The sequence below is a fragment of the Marinobacter sp. THAF197a genome (assembly GCF_009363275.1).
GTDB lineage: Bacteria > Pseudomonadota > Gammaproteobacteria > Pseudomonadales > Oleiphilaceae > Marinobacter.
Genome location: NZ_CP045324.1, coordinates 2,327,045 through 2,349,413 on the forward strand (window position 1 = coordinate 2,327,045; position 22,369 = coordinate 2,349,413).

Consider the following 22,369-nt stretch of genomic DNA (forward strand, 5'->3'; position numbering starts at 1 on the left):
AACATGACAGTGAAAATCAGCAACAAGATTGTCGGCTACCGAGTCAAGAAAGCCGACACGGAAACCCCTAACGAGCACCAGGCACCGGTGATGGCTGAAACCAAGCCGGTGGAGATGAACGAAAACATCGAACGGCCGGATTTCTTGCTGGGCACCACCTACAAGATCAAACCGCCGGTGGCCGAGCACGCGATGTACATTACCATCAATGACATCCTGCTGAACGAAGACACCGACCACGAAAGCCGGCAGCCGTATGAAGTGTTCATCAACTCCAAATCCATGGAACACTTCCAGTGGGTTATCGCCCTCACCCGCGTAATCTCTGCGGTATTCCGCAAAGGCGGCGACGTAACCTTCCTGGTGGAAGAGCTGCGCAGCGTGTACGACCCCAACGGCGGCTACTTCAAGAAAGGCGGCGTGTTCATGCCATCACTGGTTGCCGAAATTGGCGCCGTGATCGAAAAGCACCTGAAGGCCATCGGCCTGCTGGAAAGTGACGAGCTGAGCGAAACCACCAAGCGCATTCTCGCCGAGAAACGCGCCGAGTTCGAAGCCAGCCAGAACAAAGCCACCAACGACGACAGCGGCAGCGACTACCCCGCCAACGCCACCATGTGCGGCAAGTGCAGCACCAAAGCGGTGATTGTGATGGACGGCTGCGCCACCTGCCTGTCTTGCGGCGACAGCAAATGCGGTTGAGGTGATTGACCGCTGAGTGATGAAGAGGCCTGGTTGCGGAAGCTGCCGGGCCTTTTTGTTGGGGGCAGTGTTTGTGGCGCGTCGTTATTGGTGAAAACGCCACTGCACTGATATTGCTATGCGGGATCTGGCTTTCTTCTTTTTGGGGCTTGTAGTTACATGTTTTTTGAGATTTTCAGGGTATCGGTGGTCAGTGGACTTGCATTATTGATACGTGATGACGACGCAGTCACAAAAGACCATTTATGAAGACTGCTACCCAATACGCTGTTAGTTGCCAGACAAGGTTCTGAGTAGTGGAAGAAAAGATATACTTCGATCACATCACCGAAAAAACTGAATGCTACTTTCTTGAGTATTCGCCGCCTGTTAGTTCAATTCCCTTTGCCTCCCTCACCGTTACGTATGTTTCCGAAGTTGCAGCTGAGGAGGTGGCCACAGACTTGGAAAAGCTAGCCGGGAAATGGATCACTCGGTATCCGGTGCCTGTTATGGCCAGTGCATTTGATAGGCATGGCGACCTTATTAATCTTGAAAATGTACGTCCTATTAGTCACATCACCGCTACCTTGGATGAAGGAGAGCCACGTTATCGGTGGGAACTTCTTGAAGATGAAGAATTTCCAGAGGAACTGAAGTCCCAAGGGTATTTGCTAGAAATATACTCCGATCTGAACTTCAGAACCCAGAGCGAAGTCAGTGCCAAAGCACGAGAAAACCTGAAGCCAATACGGACAGCGAAAAGATTACTTATTGTCTGGTCTGTCGTCGTACCTATTGCTATAGCATTAATTGAGTTTTTTAGCCCTCTGTGGCTGTCGGTAATTGCTCTGGTTTATAGCTTCTGGAAAGCCTACCAGCAGTGGTTAAAAATGACGGGGCGAAAGGAAAAGTCAGATAGAGAGCTCGAAAGGGAAAAGGACGCTAGTTTGAAAGAGCATCACCACTATCACTGTAAGTTGAATCCAGACGGTTTTCTGAGGCTAAAAGTCGAGAATTTCCAAAAAATGGAAGAAGATCAAATACAGAAAAAATATGACTCAATTTCGACCAGCAACTAACCAGTGCAGGTTGTCGAACAGGTACTCCGTTGCACTCCGCAACTGCAGGCGTTAGTCAGGGAGTAGTTTAAGAATGTTTTGGAAAACAATTCCAAGAGCAGTCAATTTAGCAGCACTCATCTCGACGATCCTGCTGCTAGTGAAGTTGTTCATATTCAATAAAATTCCTGAGCCAGTCGGTGGCCTTCATGAACTCGGACTGGTTTTTGAAGCGGTGCTTGCCTCCGTGTTGGCGAGTTATGTTTTCTATCTGATAGTGGTGCACTTCAAAGAGGTGCGAGAAAAGAAAACGATATATCCCTTTGTGACACGCTGGGCAAATCTTGTAGTCAAAGATTGCAAGACGCAGATCGCCGGATTTACTGGGGGTGATCCCACCAAGCTCGATTTTCAAACTTTGGAGAAGCACGACATCGAGGCCGTTTTTTCTAAATTGGCGCCTAATGGGGAAGCACCTATGGTTTTCTGGCAAGGAGGCCAGGCGAACTGGCTTCAATACTTTGAAAACTACAGGGTCAGATCATTGCGCCACATTGATAAGATAATGACTCAGCTTCTCTTTCTTGAAGCCCCGCTGGTAGCGCTGTTGATGAAAGTCCAAGACTCAAAGCATTTTAACTTAATCGAGACCTTGTCGAGGGTCAGGTTGAATAGCGACAATCTCATGACGTTTGCAGGCGATTTTTTTGATTATGTCCAAGCATGCCGCGATTTGGATGAGTATCTGAAAGCCCATGCTATTCATTCGACCAGTGACTAACAATTGCGGTCAAGGGACGCTCCTGACGTCGCACCCCTGCCGCAGGCGCCACATTGCAAGCCATCTCTATGATTAGAGTCAGACTGAGGGATCTACCTCAGAAAGATAAGATGGCTGTCATTTCGATGCTTCAAGATCCTGAGGTCATGCGATTTCTCGGGCCGCGTAGCGCCCTGACTGAGGATGAAGCAAATTCGTGGTTCGAGAACACACTAGCTAATCCGGCTCGCTTTGCTGTTGCAGAGTCTGAGACTGAAGAGTTCATCGGGTTCTGCGGTATCAAATAGACAGATGGTATTTAAGATTTTGGTTATTTCTTCAGGTCCGAGTTTTGGGGGATTGGCATAGCTTCCAAGGCGTGCAGGCTGACGATCACAAGGTTATCTACGGAGATCAATCTAGAGGCCGTCCAGGTTTTCATCGCAGACAATAATTTAGCCAGTAAGAAAGTGGCCGGAAAATTGGGTTGGCAGGGCTTGTATAGTGGTTCTAGGGACGGAGAGCCTGGTCGATAGTATCGGATAGTCATGTAATTCGCTGTTATGCACAGGGAGAGATCAGTGCCATTGTTTGAAACAGAGAGGTTGGTTGTAAGGAAGCTATCCCATCAAGACATTCCGGTGCTCACCACAATGCTCAGTGATCCCGACGTCATGAAGTTTTCCGTTCGTGGAGTTTGCGACGAAGAAGCTACCCGAAAGTTCGTTGATTGGTGCCTTGAGTGTTACGCCTCTCATGGAATCGGGCCATGGGCTCTGTATGAGAAAGAATCAGGCGAATTTATCGGCTTCTGTGGCGTTGGGCCGGAGTTGGTTGGCGAAGTTGAAGAAATCAATCTGGGTTATCGCCTGGCGCGCAGGTTCTGGCATCATGGGTATGCGACAGAGGCTGTCAAAGGTGTTCTCCGGTATGCTTTCCGGAAAAAACACTGTGAGTCGGTCATTGTTATTATCGAGCCGGAGCATACAGCCTCAGTTAGGGTAACGGAGAGGGTCGGGTTCGGAGACTACGCGCTTCAAGAGTTTCATAACCGACTGGTGCGGGTGTATCGAATGACATGCGAAGATTGGGCATTGCACAACAAATTGTTGTAGTGCGCCCATTACCACTGGTTTTGGGAGATAAGGACATCCGTAAACATTGCAGGAGGCATCGTGATAGTCATCTATGGAATCAAAGAACATCTTAATCCGATCAAGGATCAGCTCTCCGAGGTTATTCACGGATGTATGCAGTCCGTACTCGGTATGCCGGAAGACAAGCGGGCTCATCGTTTTATCCCCATGGAACCCGAGGACTTTTATTACCCCGGGGGCCGGACGCCCGCCTACACGGCCATCGAGATTAATATGATGCAGGGCCGAACGCCCGAGACCCAGAAAGCTCTGATCAAGGAGCTCTTCAGCAAGATTGAGTCCGTGATTGGCATCTCACCCGTGGATGTTGAGATCACGATCAAGGAACAACCGCCCCACTGTTGGGGCTTTCGGGGCATGACTGGAGACGAGGTGCGTGACCTTAAGTACTCGGTCAATGTGTAACAATGTTGTCAACGTGAAGTCATTGCTAGTAAGGCTTCACCGCCAGTAGTGGCGCGTATTGACAGGCGAAAATGGGACTGCGTTGATTTTACTTATCGGAGTTTCGTCAGCCAATTTAACGGAGAGGACTGCATGACAAGGATCAGTTTAATAATCGGTATGACCTTTACCTTCCTGCAAGGTTTTGGTTTAGCTGTATCAGCTGAAGAAAACATCAAAGCTATGCCAATAATTATGGCTATAAAAGAAACCGAGTCCACAGAGAATAGGATGGCTCGGCTAGGAAGAATTGATAATCTAGTGGAGAAATACAAATTAAACCTAAATGAAAAGTACATTTATACTGGTGAAGGCTTAGCTGGCAGTCTTCATAATCTTGGAGTGGTATATAAAATATCGGACAACGGATCTTCGAGTAATGTCATACAACTAAATTTTCGAAACGGCTTCGGCAGAAAAAAAGTCGTCGCCAATTCTAAGTTGATACCCGAGGCCAGCTTATCCAGAAATGATTACAATCAAAGAATTGCATCTCGTGTAATACTGAAAGACGAGCCAGGATCTAAGGCCAGGAAATACTATAAAGATTGGTATGATGAATATTTTTCCTTGAGAGCTACTCTAGGGAGGGTCTGATTAATGCCTGATTTCTTGCCGAATAACTTTATTAGCTCAAAAAAAGCTATTCAAAGGCAATTTAGGCACGATCAGCCCCTCTATTTGTTCATTTTTTGCCCGTTTCCCGCCATTTCGGCGGAAAACAGGCGCACTGGCACTACGCCAGCAGGTATTTTTCACCCATCAGCAGGTTGCTGAACGCGGCCAGCAAGTGTAATCGGTTACTGTTTTTAGCCAGGCCGCGATAGCGAACCTTGCTGTAGCCAAAGACCTGTTTGATGTACCGGAACGGATGTTCCACTTTGGCACGGGCGCTGGCTTTGAGCTTTTCAGCCTTCAACTTTCGGTCGTCCAGTTTTTTACGAGAACCGGGGCGTTTGGCAATGAACCAAGAGACGTTTTTGCGATCCTTATGCTCATCCCGCTTTTGAATGCCAAGATAACCGGCATCACCGAACACGCGCTGCTCGTCACCGTGAAGAAGGTTGCCGGCCGGCACAATGTCGTGGACGTTGGCGGCCGTCGTGTCGATGCTGTGGATCAGTCCGAGCGTGTCATCAACGCCGATGTGCATCTTCATGCCGAAATACCATTGATTGCCCTTCCTGGTTTGGTGCATCTCTGGATCCCGCTGACCACTTTTGTTCTTGGTGGAACTCGGTGCCGAAATAATGCTGGCATCCACAATGCTGCCTTCGCGCAGCATCAGGCCGTTCTTTTCCAAGTGCTTGTTAACTTCTTTGAACAGCACCTTGCCGAGTCCGTGGCGTTCAAGGAAATGGCGGAACTTGAGAATGGTGGTTTCGTCCGGCAGGCGGTCCAGCTTCAGACCAGCGAAGTGCCGCATGGATTCGATCTCGTACAGAGCGTCTTCCATGGCCGGATCGCTCAGGTTATAGAACAGCTGCATGCAGTGAACTCGAAGCATGGCCGGCAGCGGATAGGGAGGCCGGCCATTCTGGCCCTTCGGGTAATAACGGGCTACCTTCTTCTCCAATTGCTTCCAGGGAATCAGCTTGTCCATCCGCTCCAGAAAGATCTCACGACGCGTTTTGCGCTTCTTGGTCTGGTACTCAGCTTCGGAGAAGGTGATCTGATCCATGGTGGCAACGAATCCTATGCGGTTGATGATGGCCGTATTATCGCTGATTTTGGGGACTTATTCAGAGTCTCCCTAGCTAAAAAGGTCTTGGATACGGGCAGGTGTGATACGGTTGTCAGCGCAGATATGTACCTAGTCAATGGAAATTCCTTCACAGCGTTTTGCGGTAATGGTTTTCATTATACCCAGAACGAAAACCAAATAAGGAATGATAAACCGTTAGATAGCGAGGTAGTATATTGGACGGCAACAGGGATCACTGTGCCTGATCAAGAACCCCATCCAAATCCAGACTTATACACCCAATAAACTGGGCGCGCATAGCCTATGATGAAGGTTGAACCGTTGATGAAATTTCATACGCTTATCGCGGCTACTTTACTTACCTTGTTCACCTCAGTTGCCGCTGCTGACCAACATAACGCCCTGATTAAAACTGTCGAGAAAGTCGCTGACGACCTGGAGGCCCGTGTTGGCTTTGCTGCTTATGACCTGGAGTCCGGCCAGAGGTGGGAATATCGCGCTGATCAGCGGTTTGCGATGTCCAGCACGTTTAAAACACTGGCTTGTGCCGCCCTGCTCCATCGGGTCGATACGGGACAGGCGAACCTCGCGAGAAAAGTGAATGTCTCCGAATCCGAACTCGTGACCTACTCCCCCATCACAGAGAAGCACGCAGATGGTGAGGCGATGACCCTGTCAGATCTGTGCGAGGCCACACTGACAACGAGCGACAATACGGCCGCAAACCTGGTTTTACGAGAATTGGGAGGGCCAGAAGCAGTAACCTCGTTTGCGAGGCATTTGGGAGACGACGTAACGCGTCTCGACCGGTGGGAAACGGAACTGAATGAAGCGTTACCAGGCGATAACCGGGACACTACAACGCCAAATGCAATGGTCAGGAATCTTCAAACCTTGCTGTTGGATGATGCCTTATCCGAACCGTCCAGAGAGCAACTACGTGATTGGCTCGAGGGCAACCAGGTTGCGGACGGGCTTTTTCGGGCTGCTGTACCAGAGGGCTGGACTGTCGCAGATCGAACCGGGGCGGGAGGTTTCGGGTCGAGGTCTATTACGGCCGTCATCTGGCCACCTGAGTGCCAACCTATCATTGTGGCGCTGTATCTGACTCAGACGGAGGCTTCCTTCGAAGAGCGGAATGCGGCAATTGCTGAGATAGGTGAAGCAATCGTGTTGACGGTCAACGCACGCCAGTAGAGTATCGAGTAACGTCCGTTATACCTCGTTTTTACGCGGCACCGACGTTTATTGGCACAAGAAAGGACCCATTGTGGCTACTCAGGAACCCCTTGTCAGCATCATCACCCCCACCTTCAACCGTGAGCGCACCATCACGCAAGCGGTCGAGTCTGTGTTGGCCCAGTCATATCCCCACTGGGAGCTGATCATCGTTGATGATGGCTCCCAGGATGGCACCAGCGAGAGTCTGGCCAGTTACCTGGATGATGACCGCATCCACTACCACTTTCAGGAGAATCAGGGCCAGAGCCTTGCCCGGAATCTGGCGCTTCAGTACGCCCAGGGAGAGCTAATATGTTTTCTCGATTCTGATGACCTGTGGGTGCCCGATAAGCTGGAACGGCAAGTGGCGCTGATGGAGGCTCACCCGGAGGTGGACGTGCTTCACAGTGATGAAATCATGATCGATGAACAGGGCCGCGAGTTGTCCCGCAAGAATATGCGCCGGCACTCCGGGCGGATTGCCCGGCAGATGCTGGTGGACAACAGCGTGAGCATCAACACGGTCATGGCGCGGCGGGAATGTTTCGATACCATGGGCGGGTTTTCCGGCCGTTACGGCGTTGCCGACGATTACGACATCTGGCTGCGTTTTTCGGCCCGGTTTACGTTCCTCTATGTGCCCGAGTATTGGGGCTATTACCGGGTGATGGCAGATCAGATTTCCAGCGACAAAAAACGCCGATTTGCTGCCAACGAAGCGATCATTCGTGATTTTATCGAGGAGTACGGAAGCACGCTCGAACCCGGTGACATCCGCTGGGGTCTGGCACGCTTCTACTGCCGGAAAGCCCGCCATTTTGCATCAGTAGGAGACTCTGCGACGGCCTGGGGCGCGGTTGCTCAGGCGTTGCGGTATGCTCCCCTGGATTCGGTGGTATGGCGCGCGGTTTATCGGGTGATCTTTCCCCGCTGTGGGGCGAGACACGATTAACATTGGCAGCCTCTTAGACTGGCTTTCATCAAAAAAGGAATGATCATGAAATGCCCACGAACCGCAATCACCTTCTATAGTTAAGTTTGCCACTAGCCCGGAGAATGACCACCACAGAATATCTGATCAAGGATTGATAATGGACAGCGTTATTGACCTTCTCAACGAACGAGCAACAGAACTTCTAGAAGGTGCGCGCGCATTAGGCACTGAACTTAGCGACAGTGACAGCGAACCAAGCATTGAAGTCGCGGCCGAACAGTTCCGACACCTCTGTGAAACTCTGACTTTCATCGTATCCCAACTTGAACAAAGGGATTCACCGCTCCGTCAGTTGGTTCGCACGCTCGACGGTGTGAAACTGAGTCATTCAGTCGAGAAGCTATCAAAATATCTCGCGGACCATCGCGCGACACTCATTCGCCTTCAAGTTCCGGAACATCTCGTTTCAGGAACTATTGATGTGCTCTCATTCGAAGCATCCAGCGGGCAACCGCCAGACTGTGGGGAAGGCTCATCCAGCAAGAGGTACCTTACATATGCAAGACACCAAACCAGCATTGCCACCAATTGTCTCGAATGAGGAATGGGAAGCCGCCCTCAGCCAGTTACTGGTTAAAGAAAAAGAGGCCACCAGAGCGCGGGATGCCTTGAGCGCTGAACGCCGAAGGCTGCCGATGGTAAAGGTAAAGAATGATTACCTGTTCCACGGTGAAGAAGGCAGTGTGTCTTTTCTCGACCTGTTCGGCGGGCGCCGCCAGCTCATTGTTTATCATTTTATGTTCGCACCCGACTGGAAGGCCGGTTGCGACGGATGCTCCTGGCTCGCCGACGCCATGACCCACCCTGCCCACCTGCATGCCCGCGATACGTCGCTTGTGATGGTGTCACGCGCACCTTACCAGAAGCTTGCGCAGTACAAAAAGCGTATGGGCTGGGCGATGCCCTGGTACTCGTCTTTCGAAAGTGACTTTAATTATGATTTTGGCGTAACGACAGCTGAGGGAGAAAGGCACGGCGCAAGCGTATTCCTTCGTGACGGGAATGATGTATACCGCACTTACTTTACGGGTGCCCGTGGCGTTGAGTACCTGGGTAGCCTCTGGACGTATCTGGATTTGACGCCGTATGGTCGCCAGGAAACCTGGGAGGATTCGCCGGAAGGTTGGCCACAGACAAAGCCGTATGTGTGGAATCGCCGACACGACGAGTATGAAGTCTAACGATGCGTGGGCTGAACATGATGAACCAAAGCAGATGGCAAACCCTGATGAACGCTATGGGGCTTCCGCAGTCACCAGAGGTTTATGACGCACTCCACGCCGCCTACTCAGAGAAGCGCCGGTTCTACCATACGGTCGACCACATTGATGCCATGCTCACCCACTTTGACGGCGTAAAGGACATCGCTGAAAGACCGGAAGAGCTTGAGTTGGCGATTTGGTTCCACGATGCCATATACAAGCCCCTGTCAAAGACCAACGAGCTGGACAGCGCGAACTGGGCACAGGCGTTTCTTGGCTCCCACGGTTACGATCAGGCGGGTATAGCGCGCGTGCACAACCTGATCATGGCCACGCTGCACAATGGCAGTGTAAAGAGCCACGATGCGCAGCTCATCGTCGATATAGATCTCGCCATTCTGGGTGCCCTGCCCGCGGTGTACGACCAGTTTGAACGGAACGTGCGCAAGGAATACAGGCTGGTGCCGTGGTTTATCTACCGCAAGAAGCGGAAGGAACTGCTTCAGTCGTTTCTCAGTAGTGCCAGTATTTACAACCTTGATCCGTTCAAGGAAAAATACGAGAGCACCGCGAGATATAACATCGGCAGAGCCATCGATATGCTCTAGGGTGAATGGCGGCCTGCTCGCCGGTTCCGCTGCAAGCCCTGGCGCGTCCTCGTAGATTTCGATTGGAAGCCATCACGGTAACGCCGTATCGATGTCGAAAATCTTCAATACCGATCCCGGGCCATTTATTACCGTGTAACTCCACAACAATTGGAGGACATGGATCATGACCGCACGCGCGAACTACATCGGCCTGGCGCCGAAAGCGATGCAGATTCTGATGGATCAGGAAGCGTATTTGAGGGAGCAGTTTCGAGCGTCAGACACCCTCAGCACGGCTGTTTGGGAGCTGGTAAAGCTAAGGGTGTCGGAAATCAATCAGTGCGCCTTCTGCATCGACATGCACAGCAAAGATGCCAAGGCGCAGGGTGAAACCCCGGAGCGAATGTTGGGCTTGAGCGCCTGGCACGACATGCCTTTCTATTCTCCCACAGAACGAGCTGCGCTTGATTGGGCGGAGCATCTTACCTATGGCGGGCCGGTAGACGACCAGAAATATCAGGATGTAGTGAAAGCTTTGAGTGAGCAGGCTCTGGTGGATTTAACCATCGCGGTTAACGCCATCAACAGTTGGAACCGGATTGCCAAAACGTTCAAGCCAGAGGTAGGCAGCTATAAACCACAATAGCCTTTCCAGACCAGCGTTCGATTTTCAGCTTTCCTGCCCGTCAGGGCCGTTGTCGGCGTTTGTGCAAGGGATTTGGTCCGCGTCAGTATCCGAACAGGAAAACGAGCCGGTCGTGAAGTTGCTGCAACGATGGCTGAGAAAGCATTTCCGCCTCACAAAGAGCATCCCCGGGCCGCTGAAGCAGGCCCTGGAAAGCTTCAACGAAAACGCAGCACCGGGGGTGCTTAACGAACAGATCAGCGTCAGCCAGCGGCATGTGGAGCGGCTTTTCAAACACTGGATGGAAATGACACCCAAGCAGTACCAGCGCATCCTGCGGGTGAAACGAGCCATCGACTACATCCGCGAGCACAGCCGGGCAAACCTGGCAGAGGTTGCCCATCAGTTTGGCTTTAGTGATCAAGCTCACATGACGAGGGAGTTCCGTGCCATTGCGCGCATTACGCCCGGGAAGGTGTGAGTATTAGACTGACGATTCTTTGAGCAAAATCGTATAACCAAGGTGAGCCCCTTCTAATCTTGTAGCGTACAGTCGTTATCCAGCTATGATTTTCATGTTTACATCAACGAAGGGTATCCCAACGCTATGCAGAGGTTATCCAGGTGGGCTCGAACGTTTCTGATCCTCGTTATCCCCTCGCTTTCCCACGCACAGCCCTCGAATTGGCAAGCCCAGGTCGAGCAAGAAGCCGCACAACTTGACCGCCTGCACACCCTGATTGTTGCCCACAAGGGTGAAGAAATTCTGGCACTGGATTTACGGGGCCAGGGCCTGGATGCGCCCGTCAACATCAAGTCTTTGTCTAAAACGGTGTTGGCTGCACTGGTGGGTATGGGTATCAAAAACGATGTACTCGAGGGAACCAATCAGCCTGTGGTAGAAACTCTGGGCAACCGGGTGCCAGCATCGGCCACCGAGGGTGTTGAGCGCATTACGCTCGGGCATCTGTTGTCCTTGCAAGCGGGGTTACAGCGTACCTCTGGTGGCAACTATGGGCCCTGGGTGGCCAGTAACAACTGGGTCAGCCACGTGCTTACCCAGCCCTTTGTGGATGAACCGGGCGGGCGCATGCTGTATTCCTCTGGCAGCAGCCACCTGCTCTCGGCCGCACTCACCGAAAGCTCTGGTCGCAGCACCCTATCCCTGGCGCGGGAGTGGCTGGGGGAACCTCTGGACATAGATATCCCGCCCTGGGACCAAGACCCGCAAGGGGTTTATTTCGGCGGTAACAATATGCTGCTCTCACCCCGTGATCTGGTAAAAGTCGGCGAGCTGTATCGCAATAACGGCCGTGTGGGAGACCAACAATTGCTCCCGGAAGACTGGGTAACTGAATCCTGGAACGGTCGCGGCGAATCCGCTTACACTGATGATCCCTATGGCTATGGCTGGTTCCTGCGGCCCATGGCGGGCGAGATGGGGTACTACGGGCGCGGTTTTGGCGGCCAGGTGCTCTATGTAGTGCCATCCCTGGAACTGACCGTGGTGATGACCTCAGACCCTACCCCACCCTCGCCTGGGTCCCGTTACCTGCGGCGCCAGTTCCAGTTAATTGAAGACCACATTATTCCGGCACTGCCCTAGCGAATGACCATACCCATTGTCCATCACCCGGATTACAGCTTTCCTTTCCCGCAGAAGCACCGCTTCCCCATGGAGAAGTTCGGTCTTCTGGCGGAATACATGCGTTCCACGGGGCTGCTCACCCGCCGCAACAGCTTTCGCCCAGCCCCTTGCCGCCAGGGCTGGCTCACACAAACCCATTGCCCGGACTACCTGTCCCGTTTCGCCCAGGGCCGGTTGACCCCGCAGGAGCAGAAGCAAGTGAACCTGCCCTGGAGCCCGGGCCTGGTGCGACGTACGTTTCTGGCGCCCTCCGGCACCGTGCTTGCCGCGCAACTGGCCCTGCACCACGGCATTGCCTGCCATCTTGCCGGCGGCACCCATCACGCCCATTTCGATTACGCCTCCGGGTTCTGCATCCTCAATGACCTGGCGATTGCTGCCAACGTGCTGCTTGGGCAAGAAGGCATCAACAGGGTGCTGGTCTTCGATTTGGATGTGCACCAGGGGGATGGCACCGCAGCCCTGCTCGCCAACACACCAGGGGCATTCACCTGTTCCATCCACTGCGAACGTAATTTCCCCTTTGAAAAACAAATGAGTGATCTGGACGTGGCGCTGCCCGATGGCATGGGTGATGAAGACTATCTGACGGTTGTTCACGAAACCCTAAAACAGGCGTTGGCGCTGTCCAAGCCAGACATCGTGCTCTACGACGCCGGTGTGGATGTGTACGAGGGCGATCCCCTTGGCAAGCTCAACATATCGGAGCAAGGTATTCGTCAGCGGGACCGGCTTGTGCTGGGGGAACTCAAGCGCCGGGGTATTCCCGTGGCTACGGTGATTGGTGGTGGCTATGATGACAACCGGGCCAACCTCGCAAGACGGCACGGGATTGTGGTGGAAGAGGCCTGTCGGGTATTTACGGGCAGCTGATGAGGAAGCGATGCTGTCTCCACCCCATCCAGCGGAACTTTGGCCTATGATTAACATCAAAGTTCGTTTAACACGATAACAAGAATTCATAGCCGCAGGGAGCACCGCGTCGCATTTCCCCGGCCCCATCGGGAGCCATCACGTGCGCCACCCGTTTCAGAAAGCGTTCAACATTCGCCGCCACGAAATCGTTCCGGTGTTCCTGGCTGTGTTCTATTTTTTCTGTGTGCTGACGGCGCTGATGGTATTGCGCCCTGCCCGCGAAGCGTTGGGGATGCAGGGCGGCATTGATGCAGTGCGCTGGCTGTTTGTTGGCACCGCAGTGATAACGCTGGCCGTTAACCCGGTCTTTGGCTGGCTGGTCAGCCACCTGCCTCGCCGCTTGTTTATAACCGCTACCTACCTGTTTTTCAGTTTCACCCTGCTGGTGTTCTACAGCCTGATGACGCTAACCCCGGAAGTGATCGGGGTGACCACCGGGCAGGTGTTCTATGTGTGGTTTAGCGTGTTCAACCTGTTTGTCACCATGGTGTTCTGGGCGTTGATGGCCGACCGCTTCTCGTTTGACCAGGGTAAGCGCTTCTTTGGTTTGATTGCAGTGGGGGGAACGCTGGGTGCCATATTTGGGCCGTGGTTGGCGGGGCGACTGGCAGAGCCTCTGGGCACTCCGGCTCTGCTGCTGGTCTCGGCCGGGTTTCTGGTGCTGGCGCTGATTGCGGCCTGGGTGCTCACCGGCCTGCAACCCCATAACCCGGCAGAACGCAAAGACCCGGAAGATCCGCCCGCCGTTGATGAACATGAACGCATTGGTGGCAGTGCCTGGGAGGGCTTCCGGGCAGTGTTCAAGTCCCGGTATTTGATGGGGATTGCCGCCTATGTGGTGATTCTGGCCATCATGGCGACGTTTATCTATTTCACCCGCCTGCATATGGTGGCAGCCATGGAAGGCAGTACAGACCTGCGCACCACCCTTTTTGCCCGCATCGACCTGATTACCCAGGTGGCGACCCTGGTGATGCAGGCGCTGGTGGCCGGGCACCTGATGAAGCGTTTGGGGGTTTCCCTGACGCTGGCCTTGCTGCCGCTGACCGCTGCCCTGGGCTTTATCGGGCTGGCCATTGTTGGCTCCTTTGCGGCGCTGGTGGTGCTCGAAGCCTCGTTCCGGGCTGTTCAGAGAGCCTTGATGCGGCCCGCCCGGGAAACCCTGTTTACCGTGACCACACGGGAAGAAAAGTACAAGGCAAAGGCGTTTATCGACACCTTTGTTTACCGGGCCGGTGATGTGGTCGGCGCCCAGACCGAAGGCCTGCTGGCCCGGCTGGGCATGGGCCTTGCGGCCATTGCCACCGTGGCTGTGCCACTGGCCCTGGTTTGGGCCGGCCTGGCGCTCTGGCTGGGTAAGAGCCAGCGGCAGAAAGCCATTGCGGCTTCACCAATGATCCAAGGAACACGAGGAGAACCACGCCATGATATCCCGTAGAGCTTATCTGAAACTGGCCATGGCCGCCGGCGTTACACTGGCAGCCAGGCCCAGCCTGCTGTGGGCTGAGGCAGACCGCAAACTGGAGCTGATTACCCGCCCCATTCCCTCATCCGGCGAGCGTTTGCCGGGGATTGGCCTTGGCAGTTCCGCAACTTTTTCCAGCACTGCCCGTAGTGAAGACCTGGATGCACTTCGGGAAGTGCTGGGAGCCCTGGTGAAGGAAGGCGGTACCGTATTTGATACCGCCCCCAGTTATGGTGCTTCCGAAGCAGTCGCTGCGCGTATCGCCAATGAGCAGGGCATCGCCAACAAGCTGTTCTGGGCCACGAAACTGAATGTGGCGGGGCGCGGTGGTGGCAAGGCAGACCCGGATCAGGCACGGGCGCAACTGGAAACGTCATTCGAGCGGATCGGAAAAGACCCTATTGATCTTATCCAGGTGCACAACATGGCGGACATTCCCACGCAGTTGGGCATGCTTAAGGAATACCGGGCTGAAGGCCGGGTGCGTTATATCGGCGTGACCACCACCTTCCCCCAGCAGTACCAAGGCCTGGAACGGGTAATAGAGCAAGAGCCCATCGATTTTATCGGTGTCGACTACGCGATTGATAACCGCACCATGGAGGAGCGCATCCTGCCTCTGGCGCGGGACAAGGGTATTGCTGTACTGATCTACGCGCCCTTTGGTCGCACTCGCCTGTGGGACAAGGTGCGGGGCAAAGAGGTGCCGCGTTGGGCGGCAGAGTTCGATGCCCATACCTGGGGCCAGTTCTTCCTCAAGTTTGTACTGGCACACCCGGTGGTGACCGCTGCCACACCCGCCACCAGCAGGGCCCGCCACATGATCGACAACATGGGCGCAGCAATGGGCCGGCTGCCGGATGATGAGATGCGACAACGGATGATTGCGCACATTGAAAGCCTGTAACAAGGCGCTTGACTCAGGTAATTCAAAGGCTGGATTTTCCTGCGGTTGTCGGTATGCTGACTGGAGTAGCGGGTTTATGGGTTATTAACCCGCGCTCCAACACAGGTACACACTGAGTCATCATGAGCACAATCACGTCGATCACTATTCGCAAGTACCGTATTCAGGATTTGAGCCCGGTGGTTCGCCTGTTTACCGATTCCGTGCATGAACTCACGGCCGGCGCCTATGACGAAACCCAGCGGTTTGCCTGGGCCTCCCGTACGCCGCACCTGGATACCTGGCGGCAAAGGCTGGAGTCACTGGAAACCCTGGTGGCGGAAGAAGGCCAGGACCTGGCCGGGTTTATCTCCTACGATGACGACGGCACCATTGATCTGGTGTTTACTGCCCCTAACTATGCCCGTCGTGGCATTGCCTCCACGCTGTATCATGAAGCGGAACAGCAACTGATTGCCAAAGGCGCAAAAGAGTTGAAAACCGAAGCCAGCGTAGTGGCCAAGCCCTTCTTTGAACGCCACGGTTTTGAGGTGGTGGATGAACAGCGGGTGACGGTTCGCGGGGCTCAGTTCCTGCGCTACAACATGCGCAAGGACCTAACGGCGTAATCCGGCGGGCAGCCATTGCGGCTGCCCCCTCAACGAATGCAAATGGTGCAATTCAGCCTTGAAGTGAGGCCGGCAACCAACGCTTCTTGGCCTTCTCCACCAGATCCCGGGCATCGTTGTCCCAGGGGTGGAAGTTCGGGCTGTAATACTTCAGGTAGGACGGAATCAGTTTGCGGAAGACCCCCGGTCTGCCCCACATGTAGTTCAGGCCCTTGGCCCAGGATTTCAGGTTGCCCAGCTGGCCATCGGCTTTCATCAGTTGTACCAGGTGAACGGTGCTGAACAGCGGGAACATCACGCTGACAAACATCATTTCGGTTACCCGAATGAACTCGCTGCCGCCCACGCTCTTGTACACATCAAATGCGACGGCCTTGTGCTCGGACTCCTCAATGGCGTGCCAGGCCCAGACCGGCGCAATGCGCGGGTCCATTTCTTCCAAGGCATCATATTTAAGCAGGAACTCCTCCGCCATCAGAGCAGTAAAGTGTTCCACCGCAACGGTGTGCGCCAGCTGGCGCTCCGGGGTGAAGCGTTTGCGCATCCAGTTCATGAACCACTGGACTTCCCGCTCAAGCCGGCTGAGGTTAACCCCCCGCTCTTCAAGGAAGCCGTTCATCATTTTATGCTCTTTCGAGTGGTGAGCTTCCTGGCCGATGAACGCGCGAATCGCTTTTTTCAGTTCGGGATCGGTAATCTGGTTCTGGTAGTGGCGAACGGTATCAATGAAGAATCTCTCTCCCGGCGGGAAGCTGGCAGACAACGCCGCCAGCAAAAGGGTTTTCGCCGGGTCGTTGTCCCACCAGTACCTTGGCAGGTCCTCCGGAAACTCGAAATCCGGGCTGCGTACTTCCGGTAGAAATCCAGGGGGCGTTGCGGTCCGGTAGGCTGCATTGCTGGTTTTCTTGATCTGTGACACTGGCGCGTTCATGGCAGAACTCTCCCGAAGCCATTCGTTTATTGCGTAGTCAACAGGCTACGCTGCTCCGAGAGTGGGCGGCAGGTGTTTGTGGGCCAAAATCCACCGTTACCCACACTCTTCAGGCCTTTGCCTGGTTCAGGCCGGTTCCGTGACATGGGCGGCCAAGGTGCGCACTCTCTCGAAATCTTCCTCGGTAAACACCCCGTTAACGCCGGATACAGCCGCCAGCTCCATGCCGTGTTTCAGGCCCAGTTTGTATATTTCCCGCACCTTTTCCCATTCAATGTTCCGGCCCAGGGTGAAATTCTCGAACCTTGCCTCGAGCGCCAACACGATGGTTTCTGCCAGGCAGGCATAGGCAATGCCCTTGGGCAGGCCGATGTCTTTCATTTTCACGATGCCAGGCAGTTTGATCTCTCCAGATTCAATCACCAGCACATCGGGCCGCTTGGCCACGTCTTCCGCCGGTATATCCAGGGGCCTGGCCACGTCTGTGATCACGCAGCCGGGTTTCACCTGCATGATGTCCAGAATACGTTTACCGGCGCCGGAGGTGGCAGTGACCACCATGTCCATATCACCCAGGTCACGGTTGGTGGTGGCGGCCACATGTACGATGGCGCCGGGGGTTTCCTGTTCAATGCTTTCTTTAAGGGATAACAACTTGGCCGCTTCCGGTGCCACCAGGTAGATTTCATCCACGGCCTTGGCCAACAACCGGGCGCAGACAGAGCCGATAGCGCCGGTGGCGCCGACAACCATGGCTTTGCCGGCCATCTTACCGCTCTTGCCAATGCTGACACGGCCAATCCTCTTCGCCGCATCGTGGGCCGCCCAAAGAGCGCCCGAGGCGCTGTAGCTGTTACCGGTGGTGATGGGCAGCGGTGCCCGCTTGGCCACGGTGATCCCCGCATCGCCCACTACCTTGGTGAACGCCCCCAGCCCCATGATCTGGGCGCCCAGTTTCTTCGCCAGATTCGCCGCCGCCAGCAATCGGCTGTAGGTGAATTCCGGGTCGTGGTCCATGATTTCCCTGGGTGTGCCGCCTACGGTGATCAGCCAGCCTTCCACCTCATCGCCGGTGGGCGACTGGATGCCCGAAACCTTGGAGTAAACAAACGGAGGCGTGTAGGCAATGGCCTTTTCCACAAGGTTCATCACCGCCGGTGGCGACACGCTCGCTACCCAATCCAGGGGCGGGGTTTTGGTCAGGTATTGCTGAGACAACGGGTGAATCACAAAGGCAAAGCGGTTGATCCGACGGTAGCCGTTCGGGTACAGGATGCGGGGCTCTACGCCCAACTGTTCAATCACGTCCAGGAAATCGTCCGCACCCAGTTGCTCCGGTGTGCGGGACAGAGCCGCACTGATCATCGCCTCCATCACGTTGACCCCCACCGGGCGGCCTGCCAGCCAGGGGCTGTAATCCACCACCATGGCAACGCGCCGGGAGCGGAACCAGTCCAGGGCGGATGTGGTGACTCTGGAGGTAATCACAGTTTTGCCATCCAGTTCCTTCTCGGAAAACACTTCAAGATCTCCCATAGCACCAACGATCACATGGCAGTCTTTTACCGCCTTATGCAACGAGCCGCTGATCAGCTTCTCCCCCATGCGGTACAGGGGGCTTCGGTGCAATCGTTCTATAACCCTGACGGCGTTGGGGCTGAACATCACCGGGGCCGTGAGCTTGGTATAGGCTTCGAGCTGGTTAAGCGAATTGAGTAGCCGGGGCACGCCAAAGTCCAGGTATGGATCGGCGAAGAACAGGTTGTCGGTATGCTCAGACAAGGCCCTGGCAATGCGGAATCCGGCCTGGCCATTGAGGAACAACACCCGGGCGTTATCGAAAAAGTGGCCCAGCTCTGTCTGGGTATGGCGAACCGCCCACTCCTGGAGGATGCCCCGCAATCCCGCCCCGGTGGTGATCGGTTTGTCTGGCACGCAGGCTTCCAGCCTGGCGGTATCCGGGTGTTCAAGCTGCTCACGGCCCACCTGGTAGTGGTCGTGAATCATGCTCAGGCCAATGGCATCAGCCTGTGCGCGAATCGAATCGAGAACAGCCTCGGCCCGATCAAGATTGCCATCGGTACCCACTCGCACCACGCGAAACGTATGACCCAGAAATTCGGTTTCCAGCTCATAGTCGTACTCAGACGATCCCTGGCTGACGCTGACGACGGTTTTCATGGCGGGCTCCAGTATGATCTTGTTATGCCTTAAGTCTAGAAGCTGCGATGCTTTCCCGCCTTAGCCCAGATCAAATAACAGCCGGGCTTTTTGAGACTACACTGAATACATCTCGACCACTGCAGAATCAGCAACCAAGGAGGAGCCATGAGCGTTAAACAGGAGCTGTTAGCCACCATTGCCGACCTGGTCCAGCCGGGCAAAGGTATTCTCGCGGCAGATGAGAGCGCCCCAACCATTGCCAAACGGTTCAAGGCGGTGGGCGTTGAATCCACGGAAGCCACCCGGCGCGAATACCGCAGCATCATCTTTTCCACACCAAGGCTTGGAGCGCACGTAAGCGGCGTTATTCTGTACGAGGAAACGCTGGAGCAACTGAGCCTGGACGATGTGGCCATCCCCAAGCTGCTGGCCAGCCAGGGCATTGTTCCTGGCATCAAGGTGGACCAGGGCAAAGGCCCGCTGGTAAACGCCCCGGGCGATGAAATCACCTACGGGCTGGATGGCCTTGGCACGCGCCTGGAGCACTACAAATCCATGGGCGCGCGCTTTGCCAAGTGGCGGGATGTGTTCCATATCTCCGACACCCTGCCCTCGTTCCAGGCGATCAAATCCAATGCCGAGGTGCTGGCCCGCTACGCCGCCGTATGCCAGTCCATGGGCATAGTGCCCATTGTGGAACCGGAGGTTCTGATCGATGGCAACCACAGCATCGAACGCGCGGCGGAAGTCAGTGAAGATGTGTTGCTGGAAGTGTTCAAGGCACTGCACCGCCACCGGGTGGACCTGGAAACCATGGTGCTGAAACCCAGTATGGTGACACCGGGCAAAGAAACGGGCAAAGCCAGCCCGGAACAGGTTGCCGAGGCGACTCTGAGCGTGTTCCGGCGGGTGGTGCCGGCGGCTGTACCGGGCATATTCTTCCTGTCCGGTGGCCAAACCCCGGAGGAATCCACCGAAAACCTGAACGCCCTGAACAGCATGGGTTATCACCCCTGGGAGCTTAGCTTTTCCTACGGCCGGGCCCTGCAGGAGCCAGCGCAGAAAGCCTGGGCCGGTAAGCTGGACAACGCAGACAAAGCCCAGGCGGCCATGAAAAAACGGGCCAGGCTTAATGGCCTGGCCCGTTCCGGCAGTTACTCTCCAGAGCTGGAGAGCTCTGACTAAAGCGCTTCAGTTACAGCCGCTGATGCAACCGGCCGCACCATTGAATGCCATGGTGCGGCCACTGAGGGGCACGTGTACGGCCGCAGACACCAGTTCGGTGAACCGGGCCGTGCGCGTGCCGGCTACCACCTTGCCGTTCTCGGTAGCGGCTTCATTGGCGTGCGAGGCGATCACCGCCGCCGGGCTGATCAGGTCGTTGATCACATAGGCCGCTTCCGTGGGCCCGGTGGTAAAGGTATCACCAATGTTTATAACCACCAACTGCGCGCCGTAGTGCTCCTTCACTACCAGCTTCTGCTCTGCCGTAATGCCCGTGTCGCCAGACAAATATACAACGAGCCCGTTAGAGAATGTCAGCACATAGCCAGTTGGTGGCCCAACACTGGCACTGACACCGGCAGCGGCCAGGTAATCCGCCAGCGGGCCGGTCAGAAACGACGGCAAAACACCGTTGCTGTGTACGGCCGGAACAGTGGTAATAGAGACGCCACCAACGTCCCGACTCCCGCCAAAACGAACCAGAAGTGACTTACCGGGATCACCGCCGCCCTCTTTCAGCTTGGCGGCGAAGAACGCGGGCATCTCGCTGCCAGTGACGATGGTTGAATTCTTTTTCAAGGCGATATCAACGGTATTGGACTGGGGCAAGCTGGAAACCGAGGTCTCCGGATTGCCACAGCTCCCCTGATTGGTTTTGTCGATTCGCTGGTCGCCCACGTGGTCCCCATGCATGTGGGACACCAGGATAACGTCGATATTACCCAGGCGTGGGTCGTCCGGGCCGGCCACCGTGCGGCCGGCATCGTACAGAATGCGGGTGCCGTTCGGGTCTTCAAAGATCAGTGCGCGATCGCGGCTACAGAATTCACCGTCGTGGCTGCCCAATGGGGTAACTTTGACCACAGCGTCGTCGGCCTGGGCTGACGTTGCCACAGCAAGCCCTGCCGCCAAGGCCAGGCCAAGGGCCATCTGGCGTTTCTTTGTTTTCATCGTGCCATCCCTCTCGTTTTTCAAAACCGAAAAGATTTACGACAACTACACCGATTCGTACCAGTGTAGTCGAGGGGAAAGCATAGGGGGTGGGACGTCAGGCAGCGTTGGAGCGCTTGGCGGGTAAGTCAACTGGCTGGCCCAGGCAAGCCAGCATGGGCGCCACGTCCCGGAGCTTCCGAGCCTGGGGCCAAAGCGCCTCGGCTTCGGCAAAGCCCTGGCGCAGGTAATTGAGCCATTGCTTGATGCGACCGGTCACGTATTTGTCTTCCAGGCGGGTTTGCAGGGCTGCCGCATATTCACGCACCAGGGCAACCGCTTCCGGCCAGGCCATGGGTTCGATAGAGTCACCCTGCTGTGAGGCTTTAATCTGTGCCGCCAGGTCTGGCCGGGCAATCAGGCCACGGCCAATCATCACGTCGTCACAGCCAGAGACTTTGCGGCAGCGCCAGTAGTCTTCCACTGTCCAGATTTCGCCGTTGGCGATGACGTGGCTTTGGACCGCTTCGCGCACTTTGGCAATCTCTTCCCAGTAGGCGGGCGGTTTGTAGCCATCCACTTTACTGCGGGCGTGGATCACGATCTCCGATGCCCCGGCGGCTTCCAGTGCCTGGCCACAGGCCACACCCATGGAGCGGTCGTCGTAGCCCAGGCGCATCTTGGCGGTTACCGGGATATTGGCAGGTACTGCTTTGCGCACAGCCGCTGTGATGTCGTACATCAATTCCGGCTCCCGCATCAGCACGCAACCACCTTTATGCTTGTTGACGGTTTTGGCGGGGCAGCCAAAATTGATATCCACCTGCCCTGCTCCCAGTTCAGCGGCCTTGGCACCATGGCGGCCCATCATTTCGGCGTTTGAACCCAGTAACTGCACGGCCACGGGTGTGCCCACTTCGGTCAGCGCGTTGTTGTGAAGTTCCGGGGCGTACTTGTAGAAAATCCGGGGCGGCAACATGCCGTGGGTCACGCGAATAAATTCCGTCACGCACCGGTCAATCCCGCCGACCTTGGTCAGGGTTTCACGGATGGGTGCGTCGACCAGCCCTTCCATCGGGGCAAGGATGATTCGCATGAAGGCTCCAGATACTGAGAAAAAAGATCAATGACGGCTGAT

Annotated in this window: 24 protein-coding genes and 1 pseudogene; 20 read left to right on the forward strand and 5 right to left on the reverse strand. The window is 55.2% G+C overall.

Annotated elements, in window-relative coordinates:
• Positions 1 to 3: 3 nt before the first annotated feature.
• From FIV08_RS10760 to FIV08_RS10790, 7 genes and pseudogenes are all read left to right on the forward strand, one after another.
• A complete protein-coding gene (locus FIV08_RS10760) occupies positions 4 to 702 on the forward strand; it encodes an NrdJb (protein ID WP_072677139.1) in 699 nt (232 codons plus the stop codon).
• Between the two features lie 296 nt (positions 703 to 998).
• Positions 999 to 1,763, forward strand: a complete 765-nt coding sequence (locus FIV08_RS10765) for a hypothetical protein (RefSeq protein WP_152438304.1) — start codon at positions 999 to 1,001, stop codon at positions 1,761 to 1,763.
• Between the two features lie 73 nt (positions 1,764 to 1,836).
• Complete coding sequence (locus tag FIV08_RS10770; RefSeq protein ID WP_072677137.1) at positions 1,837 to 2,523, forward strand: hypothetical protein; 687 nt, start codon at positions 1,837 to 1,839, stop codon at positions 2,521 to 2,523.
• 68 nt (positions 2,524 to 2,591) lie between these two features.
• Positions 2,592 to 3,038 (forward strand): annotated as a pseudogene (locus FIV08_RS10775) (GNAT family N-acetyltransferase).
• Positions 3,039 to 3,083: 45 nt separating this feature from the next.
• Complete coding sequence (locus tag FIV08_RS10780) at positions 3,084 to 3,617, forward strand: GNAT family N-acetyltransferase (RefSeq protein WP_152438305.1); 534 nt, start codon at positions 3,084 to 3,086, stop codon at positions 3,615 to 3,617.
• Positions 3,618 to 3,677: 60 nt separating this feature from the next.
• Complete coding sequence (locus FIV08_RS10785; RefSeq protein WP_152438306.1) at positions 3,678 to 4,064, forward strand: tautomerase family protein; 387 nt, start codon at positions 3,678 to 3,680, stop codon at positions 4,062 to 4,064.
• A 132-nt stretch (positions 4,065 to 4,196) separates the two neighbouring features.
• Positions 4,197 to 4,700, forward strand: a complete 504-nt coding sequence (locus FIV08_RS10790) for a hypothetical protein (RefSeq protein WP_152438307.1) — start codon at positions 4,197 to 4,199, stop codon at positions 4,698 to 4,700.
• A gap of 139 nt (positions 4,701 to 4,839) precedes the next feature.
• On the opposite strand, the gene FIV08_RS10795 is transcribed toward FIV08_RS10790, so the two are convergent.
• A complete protein-coding gene (locus FIV08_RS10795) occupies positions 4,840 to 5,784 on the reverse strand; it encodes an IS5 family transposase (protein WP_152438115.1) in 945 nt (314 codons plus the stop codon).
• A 348-nt stretch (positions 5,785 to 6,132) separates the two neighbouring features.
• Between FIV08_RS10795 and bla the strand changes: the two genes are divergently transcribed.
• From bla to FIV08_RS10860, 12 genes are all read left to right on the forward strand, one after another.
• Positions 6,133 to 7,005 (forward strand): class A beta-lactamase, encoded by an 873-nt coding sequence (gene bla / locus FIV08_RS10800; protein WP_152439640.1) that lies wholly within the window; start codon positions 6,133 to 6,135, stop codon positions 7,003 to 7,005.
• 73 nt (positions 7,006 to 7,078) lie between these two features.
• Positions 7,079 to 7,981, forward strand: a complete 903-nt coding sequence (locus FIV08_RS10805; protein WP_152438308.1) for a glycosyltransferase — start codon at positions 7,079 to 7,081, stop codon at positions 7,979 to 7,981.
• Positions 7,982 to 8,120: 139 nt separating this feature from the next.
• Positions 8,121 to 8,564, forward strand: a complete 444-nt coding sequence (locus FIV08_RS10810) for a hypothetical protein (protein ID WP_152438309.1) — start codon at positions 8,121 to 8,123, stop codon at positions 8,562 to 8,564.
• Complete coding sequence (locus FIV08_RS10815; RefSeq protein WP_152438310.1) at positions 8,521 to 9,204, forward strand: DUF899 domain-containing protein; 684 nt, start codon at positions 8,521 to 8,523, stop codon at positions 9,202 to 9,204. Before FIV08_RS10810 ends, FIV08_RS10815 begins: the two co-directional genes overlap by 44 nt.
• Positions 9,205 to 9,221: 17 nt before the next feature.
• Positions 9,222 to 9,833 (forward strand): hypothetical protein, encoded by a 612-nt coding sequence (locus tag FIV08_RS10820; RefSeq protein ID WP_228715406.1) that lies wholly within the window; start codon positions 9,222 to 9,224, stop codon positions 9,831 to 9,833.
• A 166-nt stretch (positions 9,834 to 9,999) separates the two neighbouring features.
• Positions 10,000 to 10,461: a carboxymuconolactone decarboxylase family protein gene (locus tag FIV08_RS10825; protein ID WP_152438311.1), complete on the forward strand. Its 462-nt coding sequence runs from the start codon at positions 10,000 to 10,002 to the stop codon at positions 10,459 to 10,461.
• 112 nt (positions 10,462 to 10,573) lie between these two features.
• On the forward strand, positions 10,574 to 10,921 hold the full coding sequence (locus FIV08_RS10830) for a helix-turn-helix domain-containing protein (protein ID WP_228715408.1): 348 nt from the start codon (positions 10,574 to 10,576) through the stop codon (positions 10,919 to 10,921).
• 126 nt (positions 10,922 to 11,047) lie between these two features.
• Entirely contained in the window at positions 11,048 to 12,046 is a 999-nt protein-coding gene (locus FIV08_RS10835) for a serine hydrolase domain-containing protein (protein WP_152438313.1), read from the forward strand.
• A 3-nt stretch (positions 12,047 to 12,049) separates the two neighbouring features.
• Positions 12,050 to 12,961, forward strand: a complete 912-nt coding sequence (locus FIV08_RS10840; RefSeq protein ID WP_172972269.1) for a histone deacetylase — start codon at positions 12,050 to 12,052, stop codon at positions 12,959 to 12,961.
• Between the two features lie 142 nt (positions 12,962 to 13,103).
• Positions 13,104 to 14,441 (forward strand): NTP/NDP exchange transporter, encoded by a 1,338-nt coding sequence (locus tag FIV08_RS10845; RefSeq protein WP_152438314.1) that lies wholly within the window; start codon positions 13,104 to 13,106, stop codon positions 14,439 to 14,441.
• The gene (locus FIV08_RS10850; protein ID WP_152438315.1) at positions 14,428 to 15,375 is read left to right on the forward strand and encodes an aldo/keto reductase; all 948 of its coding nucleotides are present in this window, start codon (positions 14,428 to 14,430) and stop codon (positions 15,373 to 15,375) included. The genes FIV08_RS10845 and FIV08_RS10850 overlap by 14 nt, the downstream gene beginning before the upstream one ends.
• 122 nt (positions 15,376 to 15,497) lie before the next feature.
• Positions 15,498 to 15,983: a GNAT family N-acetyltransferase gene (locus FIV08_RS10860; RefSeq protein WP_058090570.1), complete on the forward strand. Its 486-nt coding sequence runs from the start codon at positions 15,498 to 15,500 to the stop codon at positions 15,981 to 15,983.
• Positions 15,984 to 16,035: 52 nt separating this feature from the next.
• Here the strand turns inward: FIV08_RS10860 and FIV08_RS10865 are convergent, their stop codons facing one another.
• Both FIV08_RS10865 and FIV08_RS10870 read right to left on the reverse strand, forming a co-directional pair.
• Positions 16,036 to 16,914, reverse strand: coding sequence for a metal-dependent hydrolase (locus FIV08_RS10865; protein WP_152438316.1), 879 nt, complete (start codon positions 16,912 to 16,914; stop codon positions 16,036 to 16,038).
• A 126-nt stretch (positions 16,915 to 17,040) separates the two neighbouring features.
• Positions 17,041 to 19,095, reverse strand: coding sequence for a dehydrogenase (locus tag FIV08_RS10870; RefSeq protein ID WP_152438317.1), 2,055 nt, complete (start codon positions 19,093 to 19,095; stop codon positions 17,041 to 17,043).
• Between the two features lie 147 nt (positions 19,096 to 19,242).
• Here FIV08_RS10870 and FIV08_RS10875 point away from each other — a divergent pair, with 147 nt between their 5' ends.
• Positions 19,243 to 20,262 (forward strand): class I fructose-bisphosphate aldolase, encoded by a 1,020-nt coding sequence (locus FIV08_RS10875; RefSeq protein WP_058090567.1) that lies wholly within the window; start codon positions 19,243 to 19,245, stop codon positions 20,260 to 20,262.
• 6 nt (positions 20,263 to 20,268) lie between these two features.
• Here FIV08_RS10875 and FIV08_RS10880 read toward each other — a convergent pair whose 3' ends face one another.
• Together FIV08_RS10880 and FIV08_RS10885 are read right to left on the reverse strand one after the other, a co-directional pair.
• Entirely contained in the window at positions 20,269 to 21,252 is a 984-nt protein-coding gene (locus FIV08_RS10880) for an MBL fold metallo-hydrolase (protein WP_152438318.1), read from the reverse strand.
• A gap of 97 nt (positions 21,253 to 21,349) precedes the next feature.
• Entirely contained in the window at positions 21,350 to 22,327 is a 978-nt protein-coding gene (locus tag FIV08_RS10885; protein WP_152438319.1) for a tRNA dihydrouridine synthase, read from the reverse strand.
• Positions 22,328 to 22,369 lie beyond the last annotated feature (42 nt).

Coding starts and splice junctions, on each gene's coding strand:
- FIV08_RS10820 (WP_228715406.1), top strand. CDS start 9,222: ATGATGAACCAAAGCAGATGGCAAACCCTGATGAACGCTATGGGGCTT.
- FIV08_RS10795 (WP_152438115.1), bottom strand. CDS start 5,784: ATGGATCAGATCACCTTCTCCGAAGCTGAGTACCAGACCAAGAAGCGC.
- FIV08_RS10815 (WP_152438310.1), top strand. CDS start 8,521: ATGCAAGACACCAAACCAGCATTGCCACCAATTGTCTCGAATGAGGAA.
- FIV08_RS10865 (WP_152438316.1), bottom strand. CDS start 16,914: ATGAACGCGCCAGTGTCACAGATCAAGAAAACCAGCAATGCAGCCTAC.
- FIV08_RS10880 (WP_152438318.1), bottom strand. CDS start 21,252: ATGAAAACAAAGAAACGCCAGATGGCCCTTGGCCTGGCCTTGGCGGCA.
- FIV08_RS10885 (WP_152438319.1), bottom strand. CDS start 22,327: ATGCGAATCATCCTTGCCCCGATGGAAGGGCTGGTCGACGCACCCATC.
- bla (WP_152439640.1), top strand. CDS start 6,133: ATGAAATTTCATACGCTTATCGCGGCTACTTTACTTACCTTGTTCACC.
- FIV08_RS10850 (WP_152438315.1), top strand. CDS start 14,428: ATGATATCCCGTAGAGCTTATCTGAAACTGGCCATGGCCGCCGGCGTT.
- FIV08_RS10810 (WP_152438309.1), top strand. CDS start 8,121: ATGGACAGCGTTATTGACCTTCTCAACGAACGAGCAACAGAACTTCTA.
- FIV08_RS10870 (WP_152438317.1), bottom strand. CDS start 19,095: ATGAAAACCGTCGTCAGCGTCAGCCAGGGATCGTCTGAGTACGACTAT.
- FIV08_RS10790 (WP_152438307.1), top strand. CDS start 4,197: ATGACAAGGATCAGTTTAATAATCGGTATGACCTTTACCTTCCTGCAA.
- FIV08_RS10840 (WP_172972269.1), top strand. CDS start 12,050: ATGACCATACCCATTGTCCATCACCCGGATTACAGCTTTCCTTTCCCG.
- FIV08_RS10835 (WP_152438313.1), top strand. CDS start 11,048: ATGCAGAGGTTATCCAGGTGGGCTCGAACGTTTCTGATCCTCGTTATC.
- FIV08_RS10825 (WP_152438311.1), top strand. CDS start 10,000: ATGACCGCACGCGCGAACTACATCGGCCTGGCGCCGAAAGCGATGCAG.
- FIV08_RS10760 (WP_072677139.1), top strand. CDS start 4: ATGACAGTGAAAATCAGCAACAAGATTGTCGGCTACCGAGTCAAGAAA.
- FIV08_RS10860 (WP_058090570.1), top strand. CDS start 15,498: ATGAGCACAATCACGTCGATCACTATTCGCAAGTACCGTATTCAGGAT.
- FIV08_RS10770 (WP_072677137.1), top strand. CDS start 1,837: ATGTTTTGGAAAACAATTCCAAGAGCAGTCAATTTAGCAGCACTCATC.
- FIV08_RS10875 (WP_058090567.1), top strand. CDS start 19,243: ATGAGCGTTAAACAGGAGCTGTTAGCCACCATTGCCGACCTGGTCCAG.